The 24,834-nt window shown below is 39.7% G+C and carries 22 protein-coding genes, 1 tRNA gene and 2 rRNA genes; 23 read left to right on the forward strand and 2 right to left on the reverse strand.

The features are described 5' to 3' along the window. The 7 genes from DK857_RS01885 to DK857_RS01915 form a co-directional block, all read left to right on the forward strand. Positions 1-1,176, forward strand: a 23S ribosomal RNA gene (locus DK857_RS01885); the annotation flags it as partial. Positions 1,177-1,294: 118 nt separating this feature from the next. Continuing rightward, positions 1,295-1,410: ribosomal RNA gene (gene rrf, locus DK857_RS01890) — 5S ribosomal RNA — on the forward strand. A gap of 50 nt (positions 1,411-1,460) precedes the next feature. Continuing rightward, positions 1,461-1,537, forward strand: a tRNA-Asp gene (locus tag DK857_RS01895). Between the two features lie 217 nt (positions 1,538-1,754). Next, entirely contained in the window at positions 1,755-2,540 is a 786-nt protein-coding gene (locus DK857_RS01900) for an endonuclease/exonuclease/phosphatase family protein (protein WP_109401385.1), read from the forward strand. A 184-nt stretch (positions 2,541-2,724) separates the two neighbouring features. Next, on the forward strand, positions 2,725-3,918 hold the full coding sequence (locus tag DK857_RS01905) for an NAD(P)/FAD-dependent oxidoreductase (protein WP_109401386.1): 1,194 nt from the start codon (positions 2,725-2,727) through the stop codon (positions 3,916-3,918). Positions 3,919-3,929: 11 nt separating this feature from the next. After that, positions 3,930-4,328: a hypothetical protein gene (locus DK857_RS01910; RefSeq protein ID WP_109395436.1), complete on the forward strand. Its 399-nt coding sequence runs from the start codon at positions 3,930-3,932 to the stop codon at positions 4,326-4,328. Positions 4,329-4,347: 19 nt separating this feature from the next. After that, positions 4,348-5,529 carry a methionine gamma-lyase gene (locus DK857_RS01915; RefSeq protein WP_109395437.1) on the forward strand — a complete coding sequence of 394 codons (1,182 nt, stop codon included), beginning with the start codon at positions 4,348-4,350 and terminating at the stop codon, positions 5,527-5,529. 72 nt (positions 5,530-5,601) lie between these two features. On the opposite strand, the gene DK857_RS01920 is transcribed toward DK857_RS01915, so the two are convergent. Next, positions 5,602-6,969, reverse strand: coding sequence for an amino acid permease (locus DK857_RS01920; protein WP_109395438.1), 1,368 nt, complete (start codon positions 6,967-6,969; stop codon positions 5,602-5,604). Between the two features lie 166 nt (positions 6,970-7,135). Here DK857_RS01920 and queE point away from each other — a divergent pair, with 166 nt between their 5' ends. Beyond that, positions 7,136-7,807 (forward strand): 7-carboxy-7-deazaguanine synthase QueE, encoded by a 672-nt coding sequence (gene queE, locus DK857_RS01925; RefSeq protein WP_109401387.1) that lies wholly within the window; start codon positions 7,136-7,138, stop codon positions 7,805-7,807. Positions 7,808-7,885: 78 nt separating this feature from the next. Here queE and queD read toward each other — a convergent pair whose 3' ends face one another. Next, positions 7,886-8,251 (reverse strand): 6-carboxytetrahydropterin synthase QueD, encoded by a 366-nt coding sequence (gene queD, locus DK857_RS01930; RefSeq protein ID WP_088494721.1) that lies wholly within the window; start codon positions 8,249-8,251, stop codon positions 7,886-7,888. A gap of 298 nt (positions 8,252-8,549) precedes the next feature. On the opposite strand from queD, the gene cysJ reads away from it, so the two are divergent. The 15 genes from cysJ to rpoS all read left to right on the forward strand — a co-directional run bounded on the left by cysJ (position 8,550) and on the right by rpoS (position 24,712). After that, complete coding sequence (cysJ, locus tag DK857_RS01935; protein WP_109395440.1) at positions 8,550-10,376, forward strand: NADPH-dependent assimilatory sulfite reductase flavoprotein subunit; 1,827 nt, start codon at positions 8,550-8,552, stop codon at positions 10,374-10,376. Then, positions 10,377-12,107: an assimilatory sulfite reductase (NADPH) hemoprotein subunit gene (gene cysI / locus DK857_RS01940; RefSeq protein WP_109401388.1), complete on the forward strand. Its 1,731-nt coding sequence runs from the start codon at positions 10,377-10,379 to the stop codon at positions 12,105-12,107. It abuts the gene before it with no gap. Then, complete coding sequence (locus tag DK857_RS01945; RefSeq protein WP_109401389.1) at positions 12,104-12,835, forward strand: phosphoadenylyl-sulfate reductase; 732 nt, start codon at positions 12,104-12,106, stop codon at positions 12,833-12,835. The genes cysI and DK857_RS01945 overlap by 4 nt, the downstream gene beginning before the upstream one ends. Before the next feature lie 205 nt (positions 12,836-13,040). Then, positions 13,041-14,465, forward strand: a complete 1,425-nt coding sequence (gene cysG / locus DK857_RS01950) for a siroheme synthase CysG (RefSeq protein ID WP_109395443.1) — start codon at positions 13,041-13,043, stop codon at positions 14,463-14,465. A gap of 11 nt (positions 14,466-14,476) precedes the next feature. Continuing rightward, positions 14,477-15,385, forward strand: a complete 909-nt coding sequence (gene cysD, locus DK857_RS01955; protein WP_109401390.1) for a sulfate adenylyltransferase subunit CysD — start codon at positions 14,477-14,479, stop codon at positions 15,383-15,385. Between the two features lie 11 nt (positions 15,386-15,396). Next, positions 15,397-16,848 (forward strand): sulfate adenylyltransferase subunit CysN, encoded by a 1,452-nt coding sequence (gene cysN / locus DK857_RS01960; RefSeq protein ID WP_109401391.1) that lies wholly within the window; start codon positions 15,397-15,399, stop codon positions 16,846-16,848. Further along, positions 16,848-17,462, forward strand: a complete 615-nt coding sequence (gene cysC, locus DK857_RS01965; RefSeq protein WP_109395446.1) for an adenylyl-sulfate kinase — start codon at positions 16,848-16,850, stop codon at positions 17,460-17,462. Before cysN ends, cysC begins: the two co-directional genes overlap by 1 nt. A gap of 330 nt (positions 17,463-17,792) precedes the next feature. Further along, entirely contained in the window at positions 17,793-18,083 is a 291-nt protein-coding gene (gene ftsB / locus DK857_RS01970; protein WP_036913758.1) for a cell division protein FtsB, read from the forward strand. Between the two features lie 39 nt (positions 18,084-18,122). After that, on the forward strand, positions 18,123-18,869 hold the full coding sequence (gene ispD / locus DK857_RS01975) for a 2-C-methyl-D-erythritol 4-phosphate cytidylyltransferase (RefSeq protein ID WP_109395447.1): 747 nt from the start codon (positions 18,123-18,125) through the stop codon (positions 18,867-18,869). Positions 18,870-18,872: 3 nt separating this feature from the next. After that, complete coding sequence (ispF, locus tag DK857_RS01980; RefSeq protein WP_109395448.1) at positions 18,873-19,358, forward strand: 2-C-methyl-D-erythritol 2,4-cyclodiphosphate synthase; 486 nt, start codon at positions 18,873-18,875, stop codon at positions 19,356-19,358. Next, the gene (gene truD / locus DK857_RS01985; protein WP_109401392.1) at positions 19,355-20,407 is read left to right on the forward strand and encodes a tRNA pseudouridine(13) synthase TruD; all 1,053 of its coding nucleotides are present in this window, start codon (positions 19,355-19,357) and stop codon (positions 20,405-20,407) included. The genes ispF and truD overlap by 4 nt, the downstream gene beginning before the upstream one ends. Then, a complete protein-coding gene (surE, locus tag DK857_RS01990) occupies positions 20,385-21,149 on the forward strand; it encodes a 5'/3'-nucleotidase SurE (RefSeq protein WP_109395450.1) in 765 nt (254 codons plus the stop codon). Before truD ends, surE begins: the two co-directional genes overlap by 23 nt. After that, positions 21,143-21,769, forward strand: coding sequence for a protein-L-isoaspartate(D-aspartate) O-methyltransferase (locus DK857_RS01995; RefSeq protein ID WP_075673789.1), 627 nt, complete (start codon positions 21,143-21,145; stop codon positions 21,767-21,769). Before surE ends, DK857_RS01995 begins: the two co-directional genes overlap by 7 nt. A 153-nt stretch (positions 21,770-21,922) precedes the next feature. Further along, positions 21,923-23,041, forward strand: a complete 1,119-nt coding sequence (nlpD, locus tag DK857_RS02000) for a murein hydrolase activator NlpD (protein WP_109401393.1) — start codon at positions 21,923-21,925, stop codon at positions 23,039-23,041. A gap of 687 nt (positions 23,042-23,728) precedes the next feature. Further along, a complete protein-coding gene (rpoS, locus tag DK857_RS02005; RefSeq protein ID WP_075673787.1) occupies positions 23,729-24,712 on the forward strand; it encodes an RNA polymerase sigma factor RpoS in 984 nt (327 codons plus the stop codon). Positions 24,713-24,834 lie beyond the last annotated feature (122 nt).

The following is a 24,834-nucleotide window of genomic DNA, read 5'->3' on the forward strand; positions in this document are numbered from 1 at the left end:
GCGGACGGAGCCGAAGCCAGTCGAAGATACCAGCTGGCTGCAACTGTTTATTAAAAACACAGCACTGTGCAAACACGAAAGTGGACGTATACGGTGTGACGCCTGCCCGGTGCTGGAAGGTTAATTGATGGGGTTATCCTTAGGGAGAAGCTCTTGATCGAAGCCCCAGTAAACGGCGGCCGTAACTATAACGGTCCTAAGGTAGCGAAATTCCTTGTCGGGTAAGTTCCGACCTGCACGAATGGCGTAATGATGGCCAGGCTGTCTCCACCCGAGACTCAGTGAAATTGAACTCGCTGTGAAGATGCAGTGTACCCGCGGCAAGACGGAAAGACCCCGTGAACCTTTACTATAGCTTGACACTGAACATTGAGCCTTGATGTGTAGGATAGGTGGGAGACTATGAAGTGTGGACGCCAGTCTGCATGGAGTCAACCTTGAAATACCACCCTTTAACGTTTGATGTTCTAACCTAGGTCCATAATCTGGATCGGGGACCGTGTCTGGTGGGTAGTTTGACTGGGGCGGTCTCCTCCTAAAGAGTAACGGAGGAGCACGAAGGTTGGCTAAGCATGGTCGGACATCATGCGGTTAGTGCAAAGGCATAAGCCAGCTTGACTGTGAGAGTGACGGCTCGAGCAGGTACGAAAGTAGGTCTTAGTGATCCGGTGGTTCTGAATGGAAGGGCCATCGCTCAACGGATAAAAGGTACTCCGGGGATAACAGGCTGATACCGCCCAAGAGTTCATATCGACGGCGGTGTTTGGCACCTCGATGTCGGCTCATCACATCCTGGGGCTGAAGTAGGTCCCAAGGGTATGGCTGTTCGCCATTTAAAGTGGTACGCGAGCTGGGTTTAGAACGTCGTGAGACAGTTCGGTCCCTATCTGCCGTGGGCGTTGGAAGATTGAGAGGGGTTGCTCCTAGTACGAGAGGACCGGAGTGAACGCACCACTGGTGTTCGGGTTGTCATGCCAATGGCATTGCCCGGTAGCTAAGTGCGGAAGAGATAACCGCTGAAAGCATCTAAGCGGGAAACTTGCCTCGAGATGAGTCTTCCCTGTCACCTTGAGTGACCTAAAGGAACGTTTAAGACTAAGACGTTGATAGGCTGGGTGTGTAAGCGTAGCGATACGTTGAGCTAACCAGTACTAATGAACCGTGAGGCTTAACCTGACAACACCGAAGGTGTTTTGTCTGAGAGACAAAGAGTAGATGAAGTAAGCTTGTTTTAAGATTGAAAATTGCTGGTTACGAAGAGAAATCGAAGTAACGGGTAATTAAACAGAATTTGCTTGGCGGCCATAGCGCAGCGGACCCACCTGAATCCATGCCGAACTCAGAAGTGAAACGTTGTAGCGCCGATGGTAGTGTGGGGCCTCCCCATGTGAGAGTAGGGAACTGCCAGGCATCAATTAAAGCGTTAGTGTTTAATAACATTAATCGCGCAAAGAATACGCGGAGCGGTAGTTCAGTTGGTTAGAATACCTGCCTGTCACGCAGGGGGTCGCGGGTTCGAGTCCCGTCCGTTCCGCCAACATTAAGAAACCTAAGTCTAATGACTTAGGTTTTTTTTTGCTTAAAAATTAGAATAAACCAAAAATTAATCAGAGATTTTTAAGTAAATATAACTATTATGTATAAAAATAATTACTTTTGTTGATTATAGTGTCCTTTTAAAGGGTGAGAGCGAAGCTTGCCTTTGGTATACTTCAGTTATAGCAAGAGATCTTGCTGTTTATCTGAGGTTGTTAATGGCGAAAAAACCGACTTATTCAGTGCGTTTTGTGGCAGGTCAACCTGTTGAAAGGATTGAGCCTAGCCCGCCTCTAAGTGAAAGAAAGGATACTCTGCCTATTGGAATGCCTCTTTATACAGAAGGCTCTCTAAAAATTGCGGTTTGGAATATTTATAAACAGCAACGACCCAATTGGCGTAATATGTTGGAAACGCTTTCAACAGATACACATTTGCTTTTGTTACAAGAAGCGCAAACCACACCAGAGCTTGTCCGTTTTGCTGGCACTCATCATTTAATTGCAGATCAAGTTCCTGCCTTGGCTTTTCAACAACACCCTGCAGGTGTGATGACATTATCAAGTTCCCATCCTATCTATTGTTGTCCTCTCAGGGAAAAAGAGCCCTTTTTAAGACTACCGAAATCAGCATTAATTACGGTATATCCGTTAATTACAGGTGATCATTTAATGGTCATAAATGTTCATGCGATTAATTTTAGTTTTGGTGTTGATGTTTATCAGCGTCAGTTAAGTAATTTATCTGTTCACATCATGCATCATAAAGGACCTGTTATTTTAGCGGGTGATTTTAATGCGTGGAGTCGCCCAAGAGTCAATGTATTAAAACGTTTTGCGAGAACGTTAAGGCTTAAAGAAGTTATTTTTGATAACGATTGGCGTACAAAAGCCTTTGGTAAACCGTTAGATTATATTTTTTATCGAGGATTATCATTGAATAAAGCTGAAGTCTTAATCACAGATGCATCTGATCATTATCCTTTAATTGCGACATTTTATTAGTGAGTAATTATAATATTAGTTAATATTAAATTTTTAATATTTGAATTGCATGTAATTATATTATCTATTGATTAGATATATTATTTTATAGGTAGTTTATCTATCTATTTAATCTATTTGTTATATTAATAACTTTTACTATAATTTTTCCGTCTATCTAATATTACTGGGTATAGGAAATAAAATGCCAACAAAAAATATAGTTATTATTGGCGGCGGTACAGGCGGAACTATTCTTGCTAATATCCTAGCTAAAAAGTTAAATGACGAAATATTTTCAAATAAAATCAAAATAACGCTTATTTCAGATAATCCTAATCATTATTACAAACCTGCATTTATGTATATTGCATTCAATCTTTTTTTAAAAGAAGAGCTAATGCGATCAGAAAGGAGCTTATTAAGACCTGAAATTGAATTTGTTATTGATAAAGCAGAACGTTTTGACTTTAATAATAAAGTTATTTATTGCGAGTCTAATAAAAAATACAATTATGATTTTTTAGTTTTGGCAACTGGTTGTGTTCCTAGCCCCCATAGAATTGAAGGTTTAAAAGAAGCAGGAAATCATTTCTACCAATATGAAGCGGCTAGAACACTCGCTGATAAGTTAGCTAAAATTGAAAAAGGTCGTGTATTTATTACTGTTAGCTTCCCTGAAACACCTAATGTACCTCATCAATGTGGTATTGCTCCTATGGAGACTACATTGATGCTGGATGAGCTTCTTCGCCAACGTCGGGTGAGAAATAATATTGAGATTGTTTATACCTATCCTACGGTTGCTCAACTACTAAGAAACTGTCTGTTTATGCAACAAGAAGTTTGTGAAGTTCTTCCTGCAGTATTCTCTGAGCGAGATATTAAAGCTAAACGAGGCTTTACGTTAAGCCATGTTGATCCTGATAAGAAAATCGCTTACTCAAAAGAGGGCGAGGCAGAGCCGTTTGATATCCTTATGAGTACACCGCCAATTACTGCGGTTGAGGCGATCCGTAACACAGGCTTAAGTGAACATAATAATGGTGAAGGCTGGTTACCTACTGATCCTGAAACATTGCAAGTTTATGGGTTAAATCAAGTGTATGTTCTTGGTGATACGGTTGATTTACCGATTAGTAAAGCCGGTGGTAGTTGTCATAACCAAGCTGGTGTGATTGCAAATAATATCTGTGGTGAGCTTCGCTATGGTTATCCTGCTGCGATTTATGATGGTCGAGTGCAAGCTGTCGCACAAATGGGATTATCTGCAGGTATGCCATTACAGTATGACTATAAACATGACGTAATTCCTACACCACCAACAAAGTTGGGTGGGTTATTGCGTAATAGTTATAACCGAGGCTTATATTGGGCAACCGTTAGAGGATTATTATAGGGGATACAATAATGAGTGAAAATAATTTAAGCCCAGCAGACATTCAACTTTTATCTGATGAAGATAAATTACATCTTCAACATTTATTAGAAAAAGCAAGACCATTATTGGCATTAAAAAGGTTTGATAATATCGTCGATTTATTATCTTTAATATCAGATTCAATAGATATTATGGATAATGCAACAGTTGAAAAACTTTCGGTTGCATTTGAAGAAACATTAATTCCAGTTTGGGAATTAAGTGCTGCTTATAATATGGCAAAGAAAGAATCTATTTATCAAGATAAAAAATATACATTAGGTTCAACTTTCGCATTATTAAGAAACCCTGATACCCTTAAAGGAATTTCAATTATTCTAAGAACAGTTCAGATTATCGGGGAAAATAACCAACGAATAGAAAATTAATTAATATTTAGGAGATATAATGACGCAAAGTAATAAACATTTTAATACTCAAGCAATACATTATGGTTATTCTCCGTTAGATTCTCAGGGGGCATTAGTGCCTCCTGTTTTTCAAACATCTACTTTTGTTTTTCCAACTGCACAATATGGTGCTGATTGTTTTTCAGGAAAACAAAAAGGGCATTTTTATTCTCGGATCTCAAATCCTACATTAGAGTTATTAGAAAAGCGTTTAGCTCAATTAGAAAATGGTGAAGGTGCTGTTGTATTTTCATCTGGTATAGGTGCAATTACTTCTAGTTGTTGGTCATTGCTTAAACCTGGTGATGAACTTATTGCTGATATGACACTTTATGGCTGTACTTTTACGTTTTTTAATCATGGGCTCGCTAAATTCGGCGTTAAAATAAAGCATGTTGATTTAACTAACCTAGAAAAATTAAAAGAAGCGATCACAGAGAAAACAAAACTCATTTTCTTTGAGACTCCGGCTAATCCCAATATGCGAGTGAGTGATATTGCAAAGATATCAGAAATTGCGCATCAGCATAATATTTTAGTCATGGTAGATAGCACTTATTGCTCGCCTTATTTACAGCAACCTTTAGGGCTTGGCGCTGATATTGTAGTGCATTCTATGACTAAATATTTATCAGGCCATGGTGATGTAACAGCAGGTGCAATTATTACTACACATGCCCTAGCAGATAAAATACGAGTTGAAGGTTTAAAGGATATGACTGGTGCTTGTCTGTCTCCTCACGATGCCTCATTAATTTTACGAGGTATAAAAACGTTAGGCATAAGAATGGAACAGATCTGCCAAAATGCACAGCGTATTGCACAATATCTTGAAGATAATCCTAAAGTCGAAACTATTTATTATCCTGGGCTAGCTTCATTTCCTCAATACGAACTTGCTAAGCGTCAAATGCGTTTAGCTGGAGGTATGATCGCCATTGAGTTAAAGGGAGGAATAAAAGCAGGTCGAGAGTTTTTGAATCGCTTAAATCTTTTTAGTCGAGCAGTGAGTTTAGGAGACTGTGAGTCTTTAGCTCAACATCCCGCCACAATGACCCATGCTACTTATAGTGCAGAAGAACGACAAAGGCATGGTATTAGTGATGGTTTGATTCGATTATCAATTGGTCTTGAAGATGTGAATGATTTAATTGCTGATTTAAAACAAGCACTGGTTTAGTGAAGATCGCATAATAAAGAAAAAGGCTGTGAATTAATCCACAGCCTTTATTGTTTAACTCAGAATTGTGATTTATTTCTGAGTCATTCTTGGTTTGATACCTACATAGTAGCCAATAGTTAAAATAGCTACCCATACCATACCGACAACCAATGCCATTCTGGTTGACTCAAAATAGCCTAAGATTGCGATAACAAACGCCATAAAGACGATAGTCAGTGCAGGAGCTACAGGCCATAGTGGTACTGGGAATTTCAGTGTTTTCACTTCATCTGCACTCATCTTACGACGCATCGCAACTTGAGAAAGTAAAATCATTAACCATACCCAAACTGTTGCAAATGTCGCAATAGAGGCGATTAAAACGAAGATTTGCTCTGGGATTAGGTAGTTAAGTACTACGCCCAGTAACAAGACAACAGACATCACTAGCACTGTCATCCAAGGCACACCATTACGAGTGAGCTTCATAAAGGATTTTGGTGCTTGTCCTTCTTGAGCCATTCCGTACATCATTCGACCAGCACCAAAGATATCACTGTTAATCGCAGAGATTGCGGCCGTGATAACCACAAGGTTTAAGATATTTGCTGCTGAATTGATCCCTAGATTTGAGAAAATCTGTACAAATGGGCTACCGTTATGGCCGATTTGTTGCCAAGGGAAAATGCACATTAGAATGAAAATTGTCAGTACATAGAATAATAAGATACGAAACGGTACAGCATTGATAGCTTTAGGAATGGTTTTTTCAGGATCTTTAGCTTCACTGGCTGTAATACCAATTACTTCAATCCCACCAAACGCAAACATGACAATGGCGAGCGAGGCGATAACCCCTTCAATACCATTTGGCATAAAGCCACCAAACTCCCATAAGTTAGAAATACCAATAGGGTGTTCAGTTTGTTGCCCAAAGCCATACATCATAATGACAACACCGCCAATTATCATGGCGATAATTGCAGTGACTTTAACAATAGAAAGCCAAAATTCCATTTCACCAAATATCTTCACATGGCAAAGGTTTAAGGCGCCAATAAAGCAAACGATGCCTAATACCCATATCCATTGATCAACATCTGGGAACCAGAGTTTCATATAGAAACCAAATGCCGTGACGTCAGCTAAACAGACAATCAGCATTTCAAAAACGTAGTTCCAGCCCGTTAAGAAGCCGGCTAAAGGCCCCATATAATGGCTTGCATATTGTGAGAAAGAGCCTGCAACAGGATGATGAACTGCCATTTCACCTAATGCACGCATAACCATAAATACTGCTGCACCACCAATAAGGTAAGCAAGCAATACAGCTGGACCCGCTTTCTCAATGGCAGCCGCAGAGCCATAAAATAAACCTGTACCGATTGCAGAGCCTAGCGCCATGAAACGAATGTGCCGCCCTGATAATCCTCGTGAAAGTTGATTCTCTTTTTGCATCTAAAGTATTCCCATCTCTGTCCAACGGAGGATATCTATCCTCTTTTTCAGTGTCTTCTCGCACGTTAGCTATTCAAAACAAACCATGTACCTTATCATAAAGCCTCTTACGGTGAGATAGTTATCTGTAATAATCATCAGCATTCATTGGATATCAGAGTTTCTTATGCAATACCCCATTAATGAAGTGTTTCAAACCTTACAGGGTGAAGGTGTTTTTACTGGCGTTCCTGCACTTTTTGTTCGATTACAGGGTTGTCCTGTAGGTTGTAGTTGGTGTGATACCAAACATACTTGGCAAAAAGAAGACCAAAAAAAAGTTCCTCTTGGTGATATTCCTATTAAAACGCAAGAAAGCGATGCTTGGGGAGAAGCCAGCGTTGCTCAGATTTTATCACTTTTCCAACAACAAGGTTATAGTGCAAAACACGTGGTTATCACAGGAGGCGAGCCTTGCTTATATGATTTACGCCCTTTAACCGAAGGGCTTGAGCAAGCAGGTTTCGCCTGTCAGATAGAAACCAGTGGTACTCACGATATTTTATGTAGTGAGAAGACTTGGGTAACACTTTCCCCAAAAGTGGGTATGAAGGGGGGCTTTAAGGTATTAACCAGCGCAATTAATCGTGCTAATGAGATAAAACATCCTGTTGGACGTGAAAAAGATATTGAAGCGTTGGATGCCTTACTGACATTACGCACAGAGCATCCCGCACCTGTTGTTGCTTTACAACCTATTAGTTGTAAAGAGAGTGCGACGGCATTATGTATTAAAACCTGCATTGAGCGTAATTGGCGTTTCTCAATGCAAACGCATAAATATTTAAATATTGCGTGATCGTGTTTTTAATATAAAAAATCAGCCAATAAAGGCTGATTTTCTTTTAGGTGATAACGGTTTAATGTTAAACCCGATTTACTCACCGCGATAAATACATCCTGCTGTACACGTCTCTTTCACCATCACCGCAGATAATAATGGCAATGACGGTTTTACTTGTTGCCAAATCCATTTTGCCAGCACTTCGCTGGTCGGATTTTCTAGGCCTTCAATTTCATTAAGGTAGTAGTGATCTAGACGCTCAAGAGTAGGTTTAAATGCGGCTTTCACATCAGCAAAATCAATAAGCCAACCTGAATGTGCATCAACTTCACCTGTTAGCTCTAATCTAACAAGAAAGGAGTGCCCATGAAGACGTCCACATTTGTGGCCTTCAGGAACATGTGGCAAATGGTGGGCTGCTTCAAACTGAAAATCTTTAAAGATGGTGGTTGTCATCAAAACTCTCTTGACTTAATTAGTAAAAAAAAGACACAAATAGTACGAAGTCTACCAGTGTAGCCGATTTAGCGTATCACGCCTAATCTCCCTTAATCTTAATGGCTTATTATGTTCCTTTTTGCTTATTGATTATATTGGTAAAGGAAACCGATAAATAAATTTAGCATTTAAGGTTATTAGATAGAGCTAACAGGTCTTTAATTCATCTTCTAGTCGTGGGATACCCTCTCAATATTAGAAATATTATCAAAGAACAATAAAGCACAGATAAGTGCTTCGCTTTTTTAAGGCAGGATAAATGAGCAATCAACCTCCATTATTATCAATGCTTCCATTAACACCGGAACAATTGAATAAATTACAGGATGCAACAAAAGATCTCTCAACAGCGCAGATTGCGTGGTTATCTGGCTATTTGTGGGGACAGCTTAATCCTTCTGTTGTATCCGCATCGACAGTGGTTACCTCTGCAACAGTTACCTCAGCACTCGTACCAGAGCAGGAAACCATTACATTGATCTCTGCTTCTCAAACGGGTAATGCGCGTCATCTTGCTGAACAGTTACGAGATAATTTGGTTGCTCACAAATTGAATGTAGAACTATATTCCGCAGGTGAATATAAGTTTAAGCAGATCCATAAAACAACAACCTTGATCATCATTGCATCTACGCAAGGTGAAGGTGATCCCCCTGAAGAAGCAATTGCTTTTTATAAATATCTGAACTCTAAAAAAGCGGCTGAAATGAAAGGAACGTCTTATGCAGTCTTGAGCTTAGGTGATACATCGTATGAGCATTTTTGTAAGGCAGGAAAAGACTTTGATGAGCGAATTGCACAACTAGGTGCAACACGTTTATTACCAAGAGTTGATGCTGATGTTGAATATCAAGCTATTGCGGATGAATGGATAGAGCAGCTTACAGGGATCTTAAAGGCAAAAGTTCCGACACAAAGTACACAAGTCTTACAACAAACACAGTCAGGTACAACAGATACGATTGAGGCATCTATTTATCATCGAGATGCCCCTTTTACTGCCACATTACTGACTAATCAAAAAATTACAGGCAGAAATTCAGATAGAGATATTCGCCATATTGAAATCAGCCTTGAAGGTTCTGATTTGCAATATCAACCAGGTGATGCACTGGGCGTTTGGTTTAATAATTCACCTGAAAAAGTTGATGAACTTATTACTTTGTTGTGGCTAAGGGGTGATGAACCTGTCACGTTAAAATCTCAAACATTCACCTTAAAAGAAGCGTTACAGAACCATTGTGAGCTAACTCAAAATAGCGCACCTATCGTAAAAGCCTATGCCCAATTGACGCGTCATGAAGATCTATTGTCATTAGTAGCTGATAAAACCAAGCTTCAGCAATATGCAGACAAACATCCTATTAATGAGATGGTACGCCAATATTGTGCTCAACCTGCTGCACAAGATTTTGTTGATATTTTACGTCCACTGACTCCTCGTCTTTACTCTATTGCATCGTCACAACAAGAAGTCGAAGACGAAGTACACCTTACTTTAGGAGTTGTACGTTACGACGTTAATTCTCGAGCTTATACCGGTGGAGCTTCTGGCTTTTTAGCGGATAGATTGAAAGAAGGCGATAGCATCAATGTTTTTATCGAAAAAAATGCGCATTTTCGCCTACCTGAAGATAACACCACCCCTATCATTATGATTGGCCCAGGTACAGGCATTGCACCTTTTCGAGGTTTTATGCAACAGCGCGATCATGACGCTGCAACAGGTAAAAACTGGTTATTTTTTGGTAATCCTCATTTTGTAGAAGATTTTCTCTATCAAGTGGAATGGCAACGTTATGTCAAAAGCGGTCTGCTAACTCATATCGATTTAGCATGGTCACGAGATCAAGCACATAAAATTTATGTACAAGATAAATTACGTGAACGTGGTAGTGAGATTTGGCAATGGTTACAACAAGGCGCTTATCTTTATGTCTGTGGCGATGCGTCACGAATGGCAAAAGATGTTGAACAGGCGTTGTTAGATATTGTGATGGAGTATGGCAATAAAAATATTGAAGAAGCAGATGAATACTTAAGTGAGCTACGCCTAGAACGGCGTTATCAGAGGGATGTCTATTAAATGAAATCACACACTCAAGCACCCTTAGTGGTTGAAGGGAAACTGGCTGATAGTGAACGCATGAAAAAAGAGAGTCATTTTTTACGCGGCACTATTACAGAAGACTTACAAAATGGTTTAACGGGTGGTTTTGAAGGCGATAACTTTCTATTGATCCGCTTTCATGGCATGTATCAACAAGATGACAGAGATATTCGCGCTGAACGTGCGGAGCAAATGTTAGAACCTCGTCATGCAATGATGCTACGTTGCCGCTTACCTGGGGGTATTATTTCGCCTAAACAGTGGCTTAGTATTGATAAGTTTGCGACTGAAAATACGCTTTATGGCAGTATTCGTATTACCAATCGTCAAACATTTCAATTTCATGGCATTTTAAAGGGCAATGTAAAACCTGCTCATCAAATGTTGGTGGCAACAGGTCTGGATGCTTTAGCGACAGCGAACGATGTTAACCGTAACGTGTTATGTACTTCAAACCCAGTGCAATCTTCATTACACCAAGAAGCGTATGAGTGGGCGAAAAAAATATCAGAACATCTGTTACCCCGCACCCATGCTTATGCGGAAATTTGGTTAGATAAAGAGAAAATCGCAACAACAGACGAAGAGCCTATTTTAGGAGAAACCTATTTACCACGGAAATTTAAAACCTCGGTGGTGATCCCGCCTCACAATGATGTTGATCTTCATGCTAATGATATGAATTTTATTACGATTGCTGAAAACGGGCATTTAGTTGGTTTTAACGTGCTTGTGGGTGGCGGTCTTGCAATGACACATGGCGATAAAAATACTTTTCCTCGCTTAGCCAGTGAGTTTGGTTATATCCCTATTGAGAAGACATTGGCAATTGCAGAAGCCATTGTGACGACTCAACGTGATTGGGGAAATCGAACTGAACGTAAAAATGCAAAAACAAAATATACACTGGAACGTGTTGGTATAGAGACATTTAAACAAGAGGTTGAACGTCGTTCTGGAGTAATTTTTGAGGCTATTAGACCTTATGAATTTACCCATCGAGGTGATCAAATCGGTTGGTTAAAAGGTGTTGATAATAAATGGCACCTAACTTTATTTATTGAAAGTGGGCGATTGATTGATACGCCAGATACTCCATTAAAAACAGGCGTGGCGGAAATAGCCAAAATTCATCAAGGTGATTTCCGACTGACTGCTAATCAAAATTTAATAGTGGCAGGTGTATTAGAGAGTGAAAAAGCCAATATTGAAGCGATTGCTCGTCGATATGGTTTGATGAATAGCCAAATTACACCACTGCGTGAACATGCGATGGCGTGTGTTTCTTTCCCAACTTGCCCATTAGCGATGGCAGAAGCTGAACGCTTTTTGCCTTCATTCACCGATATCCTTGATAGTTTGATGACAAAACATGGTGTGAGTGACGAGTATATTGTTGTGCGTGTAACAGGATGCCCGAATGGTTGTGGTCGGGCTATGTTGGCAGAAGTTGGGCTGGTGGGTAAAGCACCTGATCGTTACAACTTGTATTTAGGGGGAAATCGCATTGGGACACGTATTCCTAGAATGTATCGTGAAAATATTACCTCGCAAGAAATCATTGCAATACTGGATCCACTGATTGGTGAATGGGCAATTTCTCGTCATAACAATGAAGGTTTCGGTGATTTTCTTATCCGCACTGATGTTGTTAAACCTGTACTGAATTCAGCGATTGATTTTTATGAAGTGCAGGAGGCGGTATGAGTTTATTTCAGCTTGCTTCGCTAAAACAGTTACCTGTTGAAGAACAAACACATGCTTTGAGCGAGATTAATCAACAGCTAGAGCAATTAAGCGCCATTGAACGGGTTATTTGGGCTTTAGAACATTTGCCTAAAGCCTATGTATTAAGCTCTAGTTTTGGTATTCAAGCTGCGGTATGTCTGCATTTAATCACTCGGCAATATCCTGAAATTCCTGTGATTTTGACTGATACAGGTTACCTGTTTCCTGAAACCTATCAATTTATTGATACATTGACTCAGCAGTTACAACTTAACTTGAAGATCTATCGAGCTGAAATATCTTCATCTTGGCAAGAAGCGCGCTATGGCAAACTTTGGTTAGAAGGCATTGATGGTATTGAACGTTATAACCAGATAAATAAAGTAGAGCCGATGGAAAGGGCGTTAAAAGCATTACAGGCTCAAACATGGTTTGCAGGTCTTCGCCGACAACAAGCTAAAAGCCGTGAACATTTACCAGTGCTTTCAATCGCAAAAGGGATCTTTAAGTTTTTACCTATCGTTGATTGGGATAATAAGCAGGTCTATCAATATCTTAAAGAGAACGACTTACCTTATCACCCTTTATGGGAACAAGGCTATCTCTCTGTAGGAGATACTCATACAACCCGAAAATGGGAAGAGGGTATGAGTGAAGAAGATACACGATTTTTCGGCTTAAAACGTGAGTGTGGATTACACGAATAACGTCATTATCTACCAATAAATAATTGGGGGAATAGAGCTTATCTATTGCCCTTTTTGTCATTTTTAAAATTATAACTATTTGAAAAAACTTTATTTTTCCTTATTCCTTTCAGTTCCATCACATAGCTTTTTGTCATTTCATAACTTCTAAAGCACCTTTTATAGTCGTTAGTTATAAAGTGAACAACGAAGGTGAAATGCGCGTATGGATTACCTACCCTTATTTGTGGAATTAAAAGAACGCCCAGTGTTATTGGTTGGTGGTGGTCATGTTGCTGCGCGTAAAGCTTTGCTGTTGTTAAGAGCTGGCGCTCGCTTAAGGGTGATTGCACCTCAGTTGTGTGATGAATTACACCTCGCCTATCAGCAAGATAAAATTGAATGGGTATCAGCAAAATATCAATCTGAACATCTATTAGGAATGATGCTTGTAATTGTAGCCACTGATGACAGTGTGCTTAATCAGCAAGTTTATCTTGATGCACAAGCACGGCATATTTTTGTCAATGTGGTGGATTCACAACCTCAATGCTCATTTATTTTTCCTGCCATTATCGATAGAAATCCTATTTTGATTGCCATTTCATCAGCAGGAAAAGCACCTGTTTTAGTGCGAATGATCCGTGAAAAGTTAGAAGCCTTATTGCCAAGTTCATTAGGCGCAATGGCGACAATAGCAGGAAAATGGCGCAACAAAGTGAAACAGCACTTAGAGACTTTTCAAGCTCGTTGTCGTTTTTGGGAGCAAGCTTTCAGCGGTAAATTTGCTTCTTTAGTGGCAAGCGATCAATTAGCACAAGCAGAAGCCTTGCTTGAACAACAATTGAAACAAAAAGAGTGCCAACAAGGCGAACTTGCATTGGTTGGGGCTGGTCCCGGTGATGCAGGGTTATTAACACTGCGCGGTTTACAGGTTATTCAACAAGCTGAAGTTGTGCTCTACGACAGTTTAGTGAGCCCAGAGGTTTTAGAGCTTGTTCGCCGTGATGCTGACACTATTTGTGTAGGTAAAAGAGCGGGACACCATAGTGTTTCTCAAGAAGAAACCAATGCACTTATTGTGAAATATGCGCAACTTGGTAAACGCGTTGTTCGATTAAAAGGTGGCGATCCCTTTATTTTTGGACGTGGTGGTGAAGAAATTGAAGTTGCTATCGCGCATGGGATCTCTTTTCAAGTTGTACCGGGGATCACTGCAGCGAGCGGAGCTAGTGCCTATGCGGGGATCCCGTTAACCCACCGACAATATGCTCAAAGTGTCACCTTTATGACAGGGCATTGTAAAACGGATGGGATCGAGCCGGATTGGGCATCGTTAGCGCAAGCTAACCACACTCTCGCTATTTATATGGGAACAGCAAAAGCAGAGCTTATTAGCCAGCGTTTAATCAAACTAGGACGTTCTCCATTAACGCCTATCGCGGTGATTAGTTGTGGCACTCGTGGTGATCAGCAGGTCTTCACGGGAAATCTAACACAATTAGCGCAGTTAGCTGAAAAAGCACCGACTCCCGCTTTATTAATTGTGGGAGAAGTCGCTGCACTACATCACCAACTTGCGTGGTTTGGTGATAGATACGCTTATCAATCCTTACCGTCACTCCATTCACCTTTGGTTCATTTTGCCTAAACGAGGTTGTTATGAATGAAACACAGTTAACCCATCTTCAGCAATTAGAAGCAGAAAGTATTTATATTCTGCGTGAGGTTGTCGCTGAATTTGAAAATCCCGTCATGCTTTATTCAATAGGCAAAGATTCCTCGGTGATGTTGCATTTAGCTCGTAAGGCATTTTATCCCGCGAAATTACCTTTTCCTTTGTTGCATGTTGATACGGGCTGGAAGTTTCGAGAAATGTATGAATTTCGAGATAAAACGGCTAAAGAATATGACTTTGATCTTAAGGTTTATCGAAATCCACAAGGGGTAGAACTTGGGATCAATCCGTTTATTCATGGTAGTGCAAAACACACAGATATCATGAAAACCGAAGGACTAAAGCAAGCCTTAGACAAATATGGGTTTGATGCGGCATTTGGTGGTGCGCGCCGTGACGAAGAAAAATCACGAGCTAAAGAACGTATCTATTCGTTTAGAGATAGAAAGCATCGCTGGGATCCGAAAAACCAACGCCCTGAATTATGGAAAAACTATAACGGACAGATTAATAAAGGTGAAAGTATTCGTGTGTTTCCGTTATCTAATTGGACAGAACTCGATATTTGGCAATATATCTATTTAGAAAAGATCGACATTGTTCCACTCTATTTTGCGAAAAATAGACCGGTTATTGAACGTGATGGCACCTTAATTATGGTTGATGACGACAGAATTGATCTAAAACCAGGTGAGGTTATTACACAGCAAAAAGTAAGATTTAGAACCTTGGGATGTTGGCCATTAACGGGGGCAATTCCTTCACAAGCAGAAACACTACCCGCCATTATTGAAGAAATGCTGATTTCCACCAGCAGTGAACGACAAGGGCGTTTAATTGACAGTGATCAGTCGGCATCGATGGAACTGAAAAAACGCCAAGGTTATTTTTAATTGGAGGAAATATGGGACTTTTAGCTATAAAAACGAATCAACTTGTCGCGGGTGAAATCGCACAACAGGGCGGTGTAGAGCGCTATCTCAAGACTCAACAGAATAAAGGATTACTGCGATTTCTAACCTGTGGCAATGTCGATGATGGAAAAAGCACATTAATAGGACGTTTACTTCATGACACAAGGCAGATCTATGAAGATCAGCTTTCTACATTACAAAATGAAAGTAAAAAGATCGGCACTCAAGGTGAAAAGCTCGATCTTGCTTTGCTGGTGGATGGATTAGCGGCAGAAAGAGAGCAAGGGATCACTATTGATGTTGCTTATCGCTATTTTTCAACTTCAAAGCGTAAGTTTATTATTGCTGACACACCGGGACATGCTCAATATACCCGCAATATGGCGACAGGTGCATCAACAAGTTCACTTTCTATTCTGCTGATCGATGCTCGAAAAGGCGTACAAGAACAAACACGGCGACACAGTTTTATCAGCACACTCCTTGGGATCCGCCATTTAATCGTTGCAATCAATAAAATGGATCTAGTGGATTATCAGCAAGCAACCTTTGATTCGATCCAACAAGATTATCTTCATTTTGCCGATCAACTCCCAACGGATCTAACCATTGAGTTTGTTCCTATTTCTGCCCTTGATGGTGACAATGTGGTTTCTCCCTCATTAAATATGTCTTGGTATCAAGGAAAAACGTTGCTTTCATTATTGGAAAATGCGCCGGTTAAATTAGGTTCAGACGTGCAACCACTGCGTTTCCCTGTGCAATATGTGAATCGTCCAGATTTAGATTTTAGAGGATACAGCGGTACGGTGTCTTCGGGCGTGCTTTATCAAGGGCAACAAATCAAAGTACTACCTTCAGGAAAACAGACAACGATTAAACGTATTGTCACTTTTGACGGTGATTTAACACAAGCCAAAGCAGGGCAAGCAATTACACTGGTTTTGGCGGATGAAATTGATATTAGTCGTGGGGATATTATCGTTGATGATAACGATACAACCCCCAATATTAGTACTCATGCATTAATTGACGTAGTGTGGATGTCAGAGCAACCTTTAGTACAAGGGCATACTCTAGACATCAAGATCGTAGGCAAAAAAAGCCGCGTCAAAATAGAGAATATTCATTATCAAGTGGATGTGAATAAGCTTACTCAACAAGTTACGGATAACTTAAGTTTAAATGCAATAGGTAGTGTTGAAGCCTCATTTGAAGAGCCATTAGTGCTGGATAACTATCAAACCAATGCCGATATGGGCGGGCTTATTTTTATTGATCGACTAAGCAATGTCACTGTTGGTGCTGGACTTATTCGAGAAACAAGAGATAACGCGATACAAACCACGACACAATATGATGCTTTTGAAATCGAGTTAAACCAGCTTATCCGTCGCCATTTTCCCCATTGGGGAGCAAGAGATCTTCTTGGAGGAAAATAGTGGTGATAAGCAACGATATTGTTTGGCATCCCCATAAAATTGGATTAAATGAACGCGAATCACAACAAACACACAAAGGATGTGTGCTTTGGTTTACAGGCTTATCTGGCTCTGGTAAATCCACACTTGCCGATGCGCTAGAACAAGCGCTTTATCATTACTCACAAAAGCATTCACTCATCCATACTTATCTATTAGATGGAGATAACTTACGTTATGGATTATGTCGTGATCTTGGATTTAGTGCAGAAGATAGGCACGAAAATATCCGTCGTGTGGGTGAAGTGGCTAAATTGATGGTAGATGCGGGACTGATTGTCTTAACGGCTTTTATCTCGCCTTACCAAAAAGACAGACAACAAGTTAGAGATCGTTTTGAGCAAGGAAGATTTATTGAGATCTTCGTTGATACGCCACTTTCTGTTTGTGAAGCCCGTGATCCGAAAGGACTTTATCAAAAAGCAAGACGAGGTGAGATAAAGGAATTTTCAGGTATCGATTCGCCTTATGAACGGCCCATTGATCCCGAATTACATTTAGACGGCACACTTCCTATAAATACCCTTATCCAACAAATCACCACATACTTACGGCAAAAAAAAATTTACTGTTAATTTTATGATGGCATTAAATTATCTCTACACCCCCTCACACAAAAAGGGAGGATGTGTAGAGATAATGTATGTATTTAAAGTAAAATATGCATATTACGCCATACTATTTCAAATGCGACTTACGCATTAATTAAGAGCCCATTTATTTATAAATAACCCCCATAGCACTTCATCTTAATAAGAAAAAATTAAACCTTAATCTGAATTTTATAGAAGTCATCCACGTTTATAGTGAGGATAATGGGAATAATAATGTAATATATTCCAGCACTTTTGTGGCGTCTGTGGTTGAGTTGTGGGATGATTAGCCCATTAATCTTGGGGGTGGTAATGGGGAAATTAACAGTCTTACTTCTGATTTTACTTGGCTGGCTACAATATTCATTGTGGTTAGGTAAAAATGGTATCCATGATTACAACAAAGTAACTCAAGAAGTTGAATCTGCATTGGCGCAAAATACGCAGCTAAAAGAGCGTAATGATCGTCTATTTGCAGAGATTGATGACCTCAATGGCGGGCAAGAAGCGTTAGAAGAGCGTGCTCGTAGTGAATTAGGAATGATAAAGCCTAATGAGACATTTTTCCGTATTGTGAGCGATAAATCTCAACCACGTCGTTAATTTATTGAATTAATAGTGTGTCCTGATACAAATATCATAATGAATATAACAAACTCTACTCTTCCTATTGTTGCCGTTATTCCGGCAGCCGGTATCGGAAGTCGAATGCAATCAGTCTGCCCAAAACAATATTTGAAGATTGGCGGATTGACTATTCTTGAACATACCATTAATGCCTTATTGAAACACCCACGTATAACGCAAATTATCGTGGCAATCAGCCCTAATGACAGCTACTTTCACACTTTACCTTTAGCGCAAGATAAAAGAATAATTACGGTTGATGGTGGTGGTGAACGCGCTGACTCCGTATTGTCAGGTTTAGAATATGTCACTCAACATTTTCCTGAAAACACATGGGCATTAGTTCACGATGCAGCAAGACCTTGCCTACATTTTGGCGATCTTGATCATCTAATTAAACTCATTGATGAAAACGTGATGAAACCTCACTTTTGTGGTGGCATTCTTGCGACACCGGTTCGCGATACAATGAAACGTAGTCATCACCAAGATAACCATATTGAACAAACAGTAGAAAGAACAACGCTATGGCATGCTTTAACGCCACAATTCTTTCCTGCATTGTTATTAAAACAAAATATAGAAAATGCACTCTCTCAAAAAGCAACGATCACTGATGAAGCCTCAGCGATGGAGTTTGCTGGATATGAACCTTTATTAGTCAAAGGTCGTGCAGATAATATCAAAGTTACTCAGCCAGAAGATTTAGCGCTTGCAGAGTTTTTCCTCTCACGCCAAATCATCAGTATAAGGAACACATAATAAATGAGAATTGGACACGGTTACGACGTACATAAATTTGGTGGTGAAGGCCCTATTATTATTGGCGGTGTCAGAGTTCCTTATGAACAAGGGTTATTAGCTCACTCTGATGGCGATGTAGTATTACATGCAGTTACAGATGCTATTTTAGGTGCGGTGGCAATGGGTGATATTGGCACATTGTTTCCTGATACCGATCCCGCATACAAAGGCGCAGATAGCCGTGTACTCCTTCGTGAAGCCTTCTCACGGGTAAGAGAAAAAGGTTACCGAATTGGCAATTTAGATGTCACGATCATTGCTCAAGCTCCCAAAATGCTACCTCATACACCACAAATGCGCGTCAATATTGCAGAAGATCTTCATTGCCACGTTGATGACATCAATGTGAAAGCGACCACAACAGAAAAGCTTGGATTTGTCGGTAGAAAAGAAGGCATTGCCTGTGAAGCCGTTGTTTTACTAATGAAAGAGTCATTACCTGAATGAGTGATTTACCCGAACTCCGTTGGTTACATGGAAAACCACAAGCAACAGGTTTGTTAAAGTCAATTCCTGAAGATTTTATTGTCTGTGAAGATCTTGGCTTCACCCTTGATGGTGAAGGTGAGCATGTCATGGTGAAAATCAGAAAAACAGGTTGTAATACGGCTTTTGTTGCTGAAAAATTAGCAAAATTTGTTGGGATCCATCCTCGTGATGCCAGTTACGCTGGTCTAAAAGACAGAAATGCAGTGACTGAACAATGGTTTTGTCTGCGTATGCCGGGTAAAGAGATGCCTGATTTCAGCCAACTCGCTTTAGAAGGTTGTGAAATTCTAGAAACGACTCGTCAGCAACGTAAATTACGTATAGGAACACTAAAAGGTAATCACTTTACATTGGTGCTACGAGATATTTCTGATCGCAATTTTGTTGATGCTCGTTTGGCGCAAATAAAAGCAAAAGGCATCCCTAACTATTTTGGTGCTCAACGATTTGGTCGTAATGGTGATAATTTACGACAAGCCATGCGTTGGGCAACAGACGAAATCCGCGTAAAAGAACGAGGAAAGCGTAGCTTTTATCTCTCCGCAGCCCGTAGTGCGATGTTTAATCATATTGTCAGCAAAAGATTGGAATGCGATTTATATTCAAAAGTGATACTCGGTGATGCAATGCAACTTCATGGGCGAGGTAGCTGGTTTGTTGTTGATGAAGCAGAGCTGACTCAAACACAAACTCGTTATGAAGAGCATGATGTTCATATTACTGCACCTTTACCGGGTAAAGGTGATTTAGGTACACAATCACAAGCATTAGATTTTGAAACTGAAAATCTGGCAGAATATGAAGCCTTCTGGTCGTTAGCTCGACAAGAACGCGTTGATAATACAAGACGTGCTATCAATGTATTGCCAGAAAATATGTCATGGAATTGGGTAGACGATACCACTGTTTCTTTGTCATTCTTTTTACCTGCAGGAAGCTTTGCAACTAGCGTTGTACGTGAATTAATTTTATTAGGGAATGATGATGCTGAAAATATTGGTGAGTAATGACGATGGTGTGATGGCGAAGGGGATACAGACCCTCGCTAAAGCATTACGTCAGCGTTATGATGTACAAATTGTTGCACCTGATCGCAATCGTAGTGCTGCATCTAACTCTTTAACAATCGACAAACCTCTACGTAAGCAAGAGCTTGAGAACGGGGATATTGCGATTGTTGAGGGTACACCAACAGATTGTGTTTATCTTGGTGTAAATCATTTAGTGCGCCCTCGTCCTGATATTGTGGTTTCTGGTATTAATCATGGCCCTAATTTGGGTGATGATGTTATTTATTCAGGTACGGTTGCTGCGGCAACAGAAGGGCGTTTTTTAGGTTTACCTGCCATTGCTGTTTCACTTGATGGTGAAACGCACTTTGAGACAGCAGCTCAAGTAACTTGTGAAGTCTTGGCAATGTTACAACAAGTACCTTTAAGAGCCGGAAATATTCTCAATATTAACGTACCTGATATTCCTATTGATGAAGTAAAAGGTTTCCGTATTACACGCTGTGGTAGTCGTCATGCATCACAACATGTTTATACGCATACCGATCCTAGAGGAAATAGTCTTTATTGGATTGGGCCTCCAGGTGAAAAAAATGATGTGGGTCCCGATACAGATTTTGCTGCTGTTGATGAAGGTTATGTTTCGATAACCCCATTGCATGTTGATTTAACAGCGTATAAAGCACTTGATTTACTACAAAATTGGTTAAATAAAGCAGAGGTCAAAAAAACATGTTAAGTCGGTCAATGAAAGACTTACTGACAATGTTAAAACAGCATGGCATCAAGGATGAAAGCCTGTTGGAAGCAATGAGTAAAGTACCTAGAGAGCTTTTTATTGATGAAGCGCTTTCTCATAAGGCTTACGAAAATACGGCTTTGCCTATTGGCAATGGGCAAACTATTTCACAGCCTTATATTGTTGCCAAAATGACAACATTACTGGAATTACAAAGTACAGATTCTGTATTAGAAATTGGTACAGGTTCGGGGTATCAAACGGCCGTATTAGCAAATTTAGTCCATCATGTTAGTTCTGTTGAGCGTATAAAGATATTGCAATGGCAAGCTAAACGACGTTTCAAACATCTTGATTTACATAACATCTCGACACGCCATGGTGATGGATGGGAAGGTTGGTCATCAAAAGCACCGTTTAATGCCATAATAGTGACAGCATGTGCAACAGAAGTACCACAACAGTTATTGATGCAGTTAGCCGATGGTGGCAGGATGATAATACCTGTTGGTGAACAACAACAAATACTGAAGTTTATCCGACGTTTAGGTAATGATTTTCACTACCAATCTATAGAAACAGTTAGATTTGTTCCTTTAATTGCAGGCGAGTTAGCATAACTTCCAGATAAATCTGACCGTTTTTTATTACTGCTTTTTAATAGCTTGTCGTAATCTGCACTAATAAATGAAACATTTTCAAAAAATTGCAGTCTTTTTGTTTAACTCGACAAATTGCTAGATGCTAATGCCTTTTTAAAGGGAGAAGGAAGTATGAATTCAGAAAGCCCAATTAAGCATGTCCGCTGGGCAATCATGTGTTCGGTAATTGGATTTGCATTAACAGGCTGTGCAGATACACCTTATCGTCCTGCACCAATTACCTCTGTAAATGATAGCTCTTCAAATAATACGGTATCAACCGCACCTGTAATGACTAACAGTAATGCGACGCCTATTGAAAGAACTACCCCCTTACAATCGTCACCTCCTCCTTCAATTAAGGTGAACTCCGCTTCGTCTAATGGAGGCATGGTTCAGTCTCAAAACCAATCTCGTCCTCAAACATCTGTTGCAGCGCAAAATGTAAGTACTGATGGCTCTGGACGCATTGTGTATAACCGTAACTACGACAGTATTCCGAAAGGAAACTACAACGGAAATACGTACACCGTAAAACGCGGTGATACCATGTTTTATATCGCTTGGATAACAGATAGCGATGTAAAAGAGCTGGCATCAATGAATAATATTTCAGAGCCTTACAGTTTAAATGTGGGGCAGGTGCTGAATATTGGTAACCGTCAAGTCAATACGGGAACCAATACAAATGTGAACACATCCGTTATCAATCAACCAAGTAGTGCAGGTGTTCAAACGGCTCAAACGAAACCGACAAATAACACATCAATGGGGCCATTGATCACTAAACCGGCAACAACACCGCCGAAAATAACGACTCCTCCACCAACAACCAACACGAATACCACAACGACAGCGAAATCAGCACCAACAACGGTTTCTGGTAAGTGGATTTGGCCTGCGCAAGGTAATATCATCGAAAGCTATTCAAGTGCGCCAGGTGGTAATAAAGGTATCGATATCGGTGGTACAAAAGGTTCACCAATTGTTGCAACCGCAGCGGGTAAAGTGGTTTATGCTGGTAGCGCATTACGTGGTTACGGTAACCTCGTTATCATTAAGCATAATGACGAATACCTCAGCGCATACGCACATAACGACACCATTTTAGTGCGCGAACAACAAAATGTGAATGCAGGCCAGCAAATTGCCACAATGGGTAGCTCAGGAACTAGTTCTGTCCGACTACACTTTGAGATCCGTTATAAAGAAAAATCACTCAACCCAATGAGTTATTTGCCTAAGAAATAGGTAAGTGATTTTTTACACGTATAGTGAATAATCCTAAAGTTAAGCCCTCTCCTTTACAAAAAGAAGAGGGCTTTTTCTTATCTGTAATTAATTAAAATATTGAAACAAAATAAATTTTGTCTAAGTATAAGTGCTTATTTAAAGGTTATTGAAAATGAGAGGTCAATATAAAATTATAGATAACGTTAAATTAGACGGTTGATTCTCAACCAATGAATGCGTATGCTAAAAATTGTTATATAAAAAATGAATAAAGATTCGTTGTTATGAAAAGATGAACTATAAAACAACCTATTGTTTAGGTAGGTATTTTCTTTATTAGATTATCTTTTTAATAATAGTACGTAATATAAATTATTGGATATTATTTTAGTATTATGGATTTTTATTTGTTTTTTTAGATGTAAATAGTCACAAATAGTACATCAAATAGAGTAATTTTACGCATAGATAGATATACGTAAAATATAATAAAAAAACTGTTAATAACCTGCACTCAATAGTTAAGTTATATATTGAATAAAGAAAGAATAAAATTAACAGTAAAATAGATTATGTTATCTTTTATTTTGTAATTCGTTACAAGGGAAAATCAGTAAACCCGTTGTGTCGTGACACAGCGATAAACTGGTAAATAGACTTTAATTAGGAGTCGTTTACCTAAATTATCAAGGGTAGGAGCAGCTGATGAGCCAAAGTACGCTAAGAGTAGACGAGTTATATACAGATGAAATTGAAGAGAACATGGAAGAGTTCGATGAAGTTGCTGCAAAAGAGGCAGAAAATGAGTCTGATGCTCAAGATGAAATTGAACTTATTGAAGGAGTCAACCAGCGTGCGCTCGATGCAACTCAGCTTTATTTAGGAGAAATTGGTTATTCTCCGTTGCTGACCGCTGAAGAGGAAGTTTTTTTTGCCCGTAGAGCGTTGCGAGGCGATATTCCTTCAAGACAACGAATGATAGAAAGTAACCTACGTTTAGTTGTTAAGATCTCTCGTCGTTATACAAACCGAGGTCTTGCCCTGCTTGATTTGATTGAAGAAGGGAACTTAGGACTTATTCGTGCTGTTGAAAAATTTGATCCTGAAAAAGGTTTCCGTTTTTCAACTTATGCGACATGGTGGATACGTCAAACTATTGAACGTGCCATTATGAACCAGACTCGTACTATCCGCCTTCCCATTCATATCGTTAAAGAGCTGAATGTTTATTTAAGAACAGCAAGAGAATTAGCACATAAACTCGATCATGAGCCTAGTGTTGAAGAAATTGCGCAAACACTTGATAAACCAGTTGAAGATGTGAGTAAGATGCTACGTTTAAACGAACGTATTACTTCTGTTGATACTCCAATTGGTGGTGATTCAGATAAAGCATTACTCGATATTATCTCTGACGAAAATGAAGAAGGGCCGGAAGTAACAATTCAAAATAATAACCTCAAGGAAAATATCATAAAGTGGTTATTTGAATTGAATCCTAAGCAACGTGAAGTATTAGCACGTCGTTTTGGGTTATTAGGTTATGAAGCAGAAACTTTAGAAGATGTTGGTAGAGAAATTGGTCTAACAAGAGAAAGAGTTCGTCAAATTCAAGTTGAAGGACTGCGTCGCTTAAAAGACATTCTACAAAGTCAGGGATTATGTATTGAAGCACTTTTCAAAGCATAGTTAGCCACCCTTGTTCTGTTTATAGCTTTAATTGACAAATTGTTATTACCAAAGCCGATTAGTGGATTTACTAATCGGCTTTTCTTTATCTTGTATTATGCGACTTAAAACGATAAAACAAG

It is taken from the genome of Proteus terrae (genome assembly GCF_003144325.1).
GTDB lineage: Bacteria > Pseudomonadota > Gammaproteobacteria > Enterobacterales > Enterobacteriaceae > Proteus > Proteus terrae.

Bases quoted from the DNA above. Each gene is read 5' to 3' on its own strand.
- DK857_RS01900 (WP_109401385.1), top strand. From the start codon at position 1,755: ATGGCGAAAAAACCGACTTATTCAGTGCGTTTTGTGGCAGGTCAACCT.
- DK857_RS01905 (WP_109401386.1), top strand. From the start codon at position 2,725: ATGCCAACAAAAAATATAGTTATTATTGGCGGCGGTACAGGCGGAACT.
- DK857_RS01910 (WP_109395436.1), top strand. From the start codon at position 3,930: ATGAGTGAAAATAATTTAAGCCCAGCAGACATTCAACTTTTATCTGAT.
- DK857_RS01915 (WP_109395437.1), top strand. From the start codon at position 4,348: ATGACGCAAAGTAATAAACATTTTAATACTCAAGCAATACATTATGGT.
- DK857_RS01920 (WP_109395438.1), bottom strand. From the start codon at position 6,969: ATGCAAAAAGAGAATCAACTTTCACGAGGATTATCAGGGCGGCACATT.
- queE (WP_109401387.1), top strand. From the start codon at position 7,136: ATGCAATACCCCATTAATGAAGTGTTTCAAACCTTACAGGGTGAAGGT.
- cysJ (WP_109395440.1), top strand. From the start codon at position 8,550: ATGAGCAATCAACCTCCATTATTATCAATGCTTCCATTAACACCGGAA.
- cysI (WP_109401388.1), top strand. From the start codon at position 10,377: ATGAAATCACACACTCAAGCACCCTTAGTGGTTGAAGGGAAACTGGCT.
- DK857_RS01945 (WP_109401389.1), top strand. From the start codon at position 12,104: ATGAGTTTATTTCAGCTTGCTTCGCTAAAACAGTTACCTGTTGAAGAA.
- cysG (WP_109395443.1), top strand. From the start codon at position 13,041: ATGGATTACCTACCCTTATTTGTGGAATTAAAAGAACGCCCAGTGTTA.
- cysD (WP_109401390.1), top strand. From the start codon at position 14,477: ATGAATGAAACACAGTTAACCCATCTTCAGCAATTAGAAGCAGAAAGT.
- cysN (WP_109401391.1), top strand. From the start codon at position 15,397: ATGGGACTTTTAGCTATAAAAACGAATCAACTTGTCGCGGGTGAAATC.
- ftsB (WP_036913758.1), top strand. From the start codon at position 17,793: ATGGGGAAATTAACAGTCTTACTTCTGATTTTACTTGGCTGGCTACAA.
- ispD (WP_109395447.1), top strand. From the start codon at position 18,123: ATGAATATAACAAACTCTACTCTTCCTATTGTTGCCGTTATTCCGGCA.
- ispF (WP_109395448.1), top strand. From the start codon at position 18,873: ATGAGAATTGGACACGGTTACGACGTACATAAATTTGGTGGTGAAGGC.
- truD (WP_109401392.1), top strand. From the start codon at position 19,355: ATGAGTGATTTACCCGAACTCCGTTGGTTACATGGAAAACCACAAGCA.
- surE (WP_109395450.1), top strand. From the start codon at position 20,385: ATGCTGAAAATATTGGTGAGTAATGACGATGGTGTGATGGCGAAGGGG.
- DK857_RS01995 (WP_075673789.1), top strand. From the start codon at position 21,143: ATGTTAAGTCGGTCAATGAAAGACTTACTGACAATGTTAAAACAGCAT.
- nlpD (WP_109401393.1), top strand. From the start codon at position 21,923: ATGAATTCAGAAAGCCCAATTAAGCATGTCCGCTGGGCAATCATGTGT.
- rpoS (WP_075673787.1), top strand. From the start codon at position 23,729: ATGAGCCAAAGTACGCTAAGAGTAGACGAGTTATATACAGATGAAATT.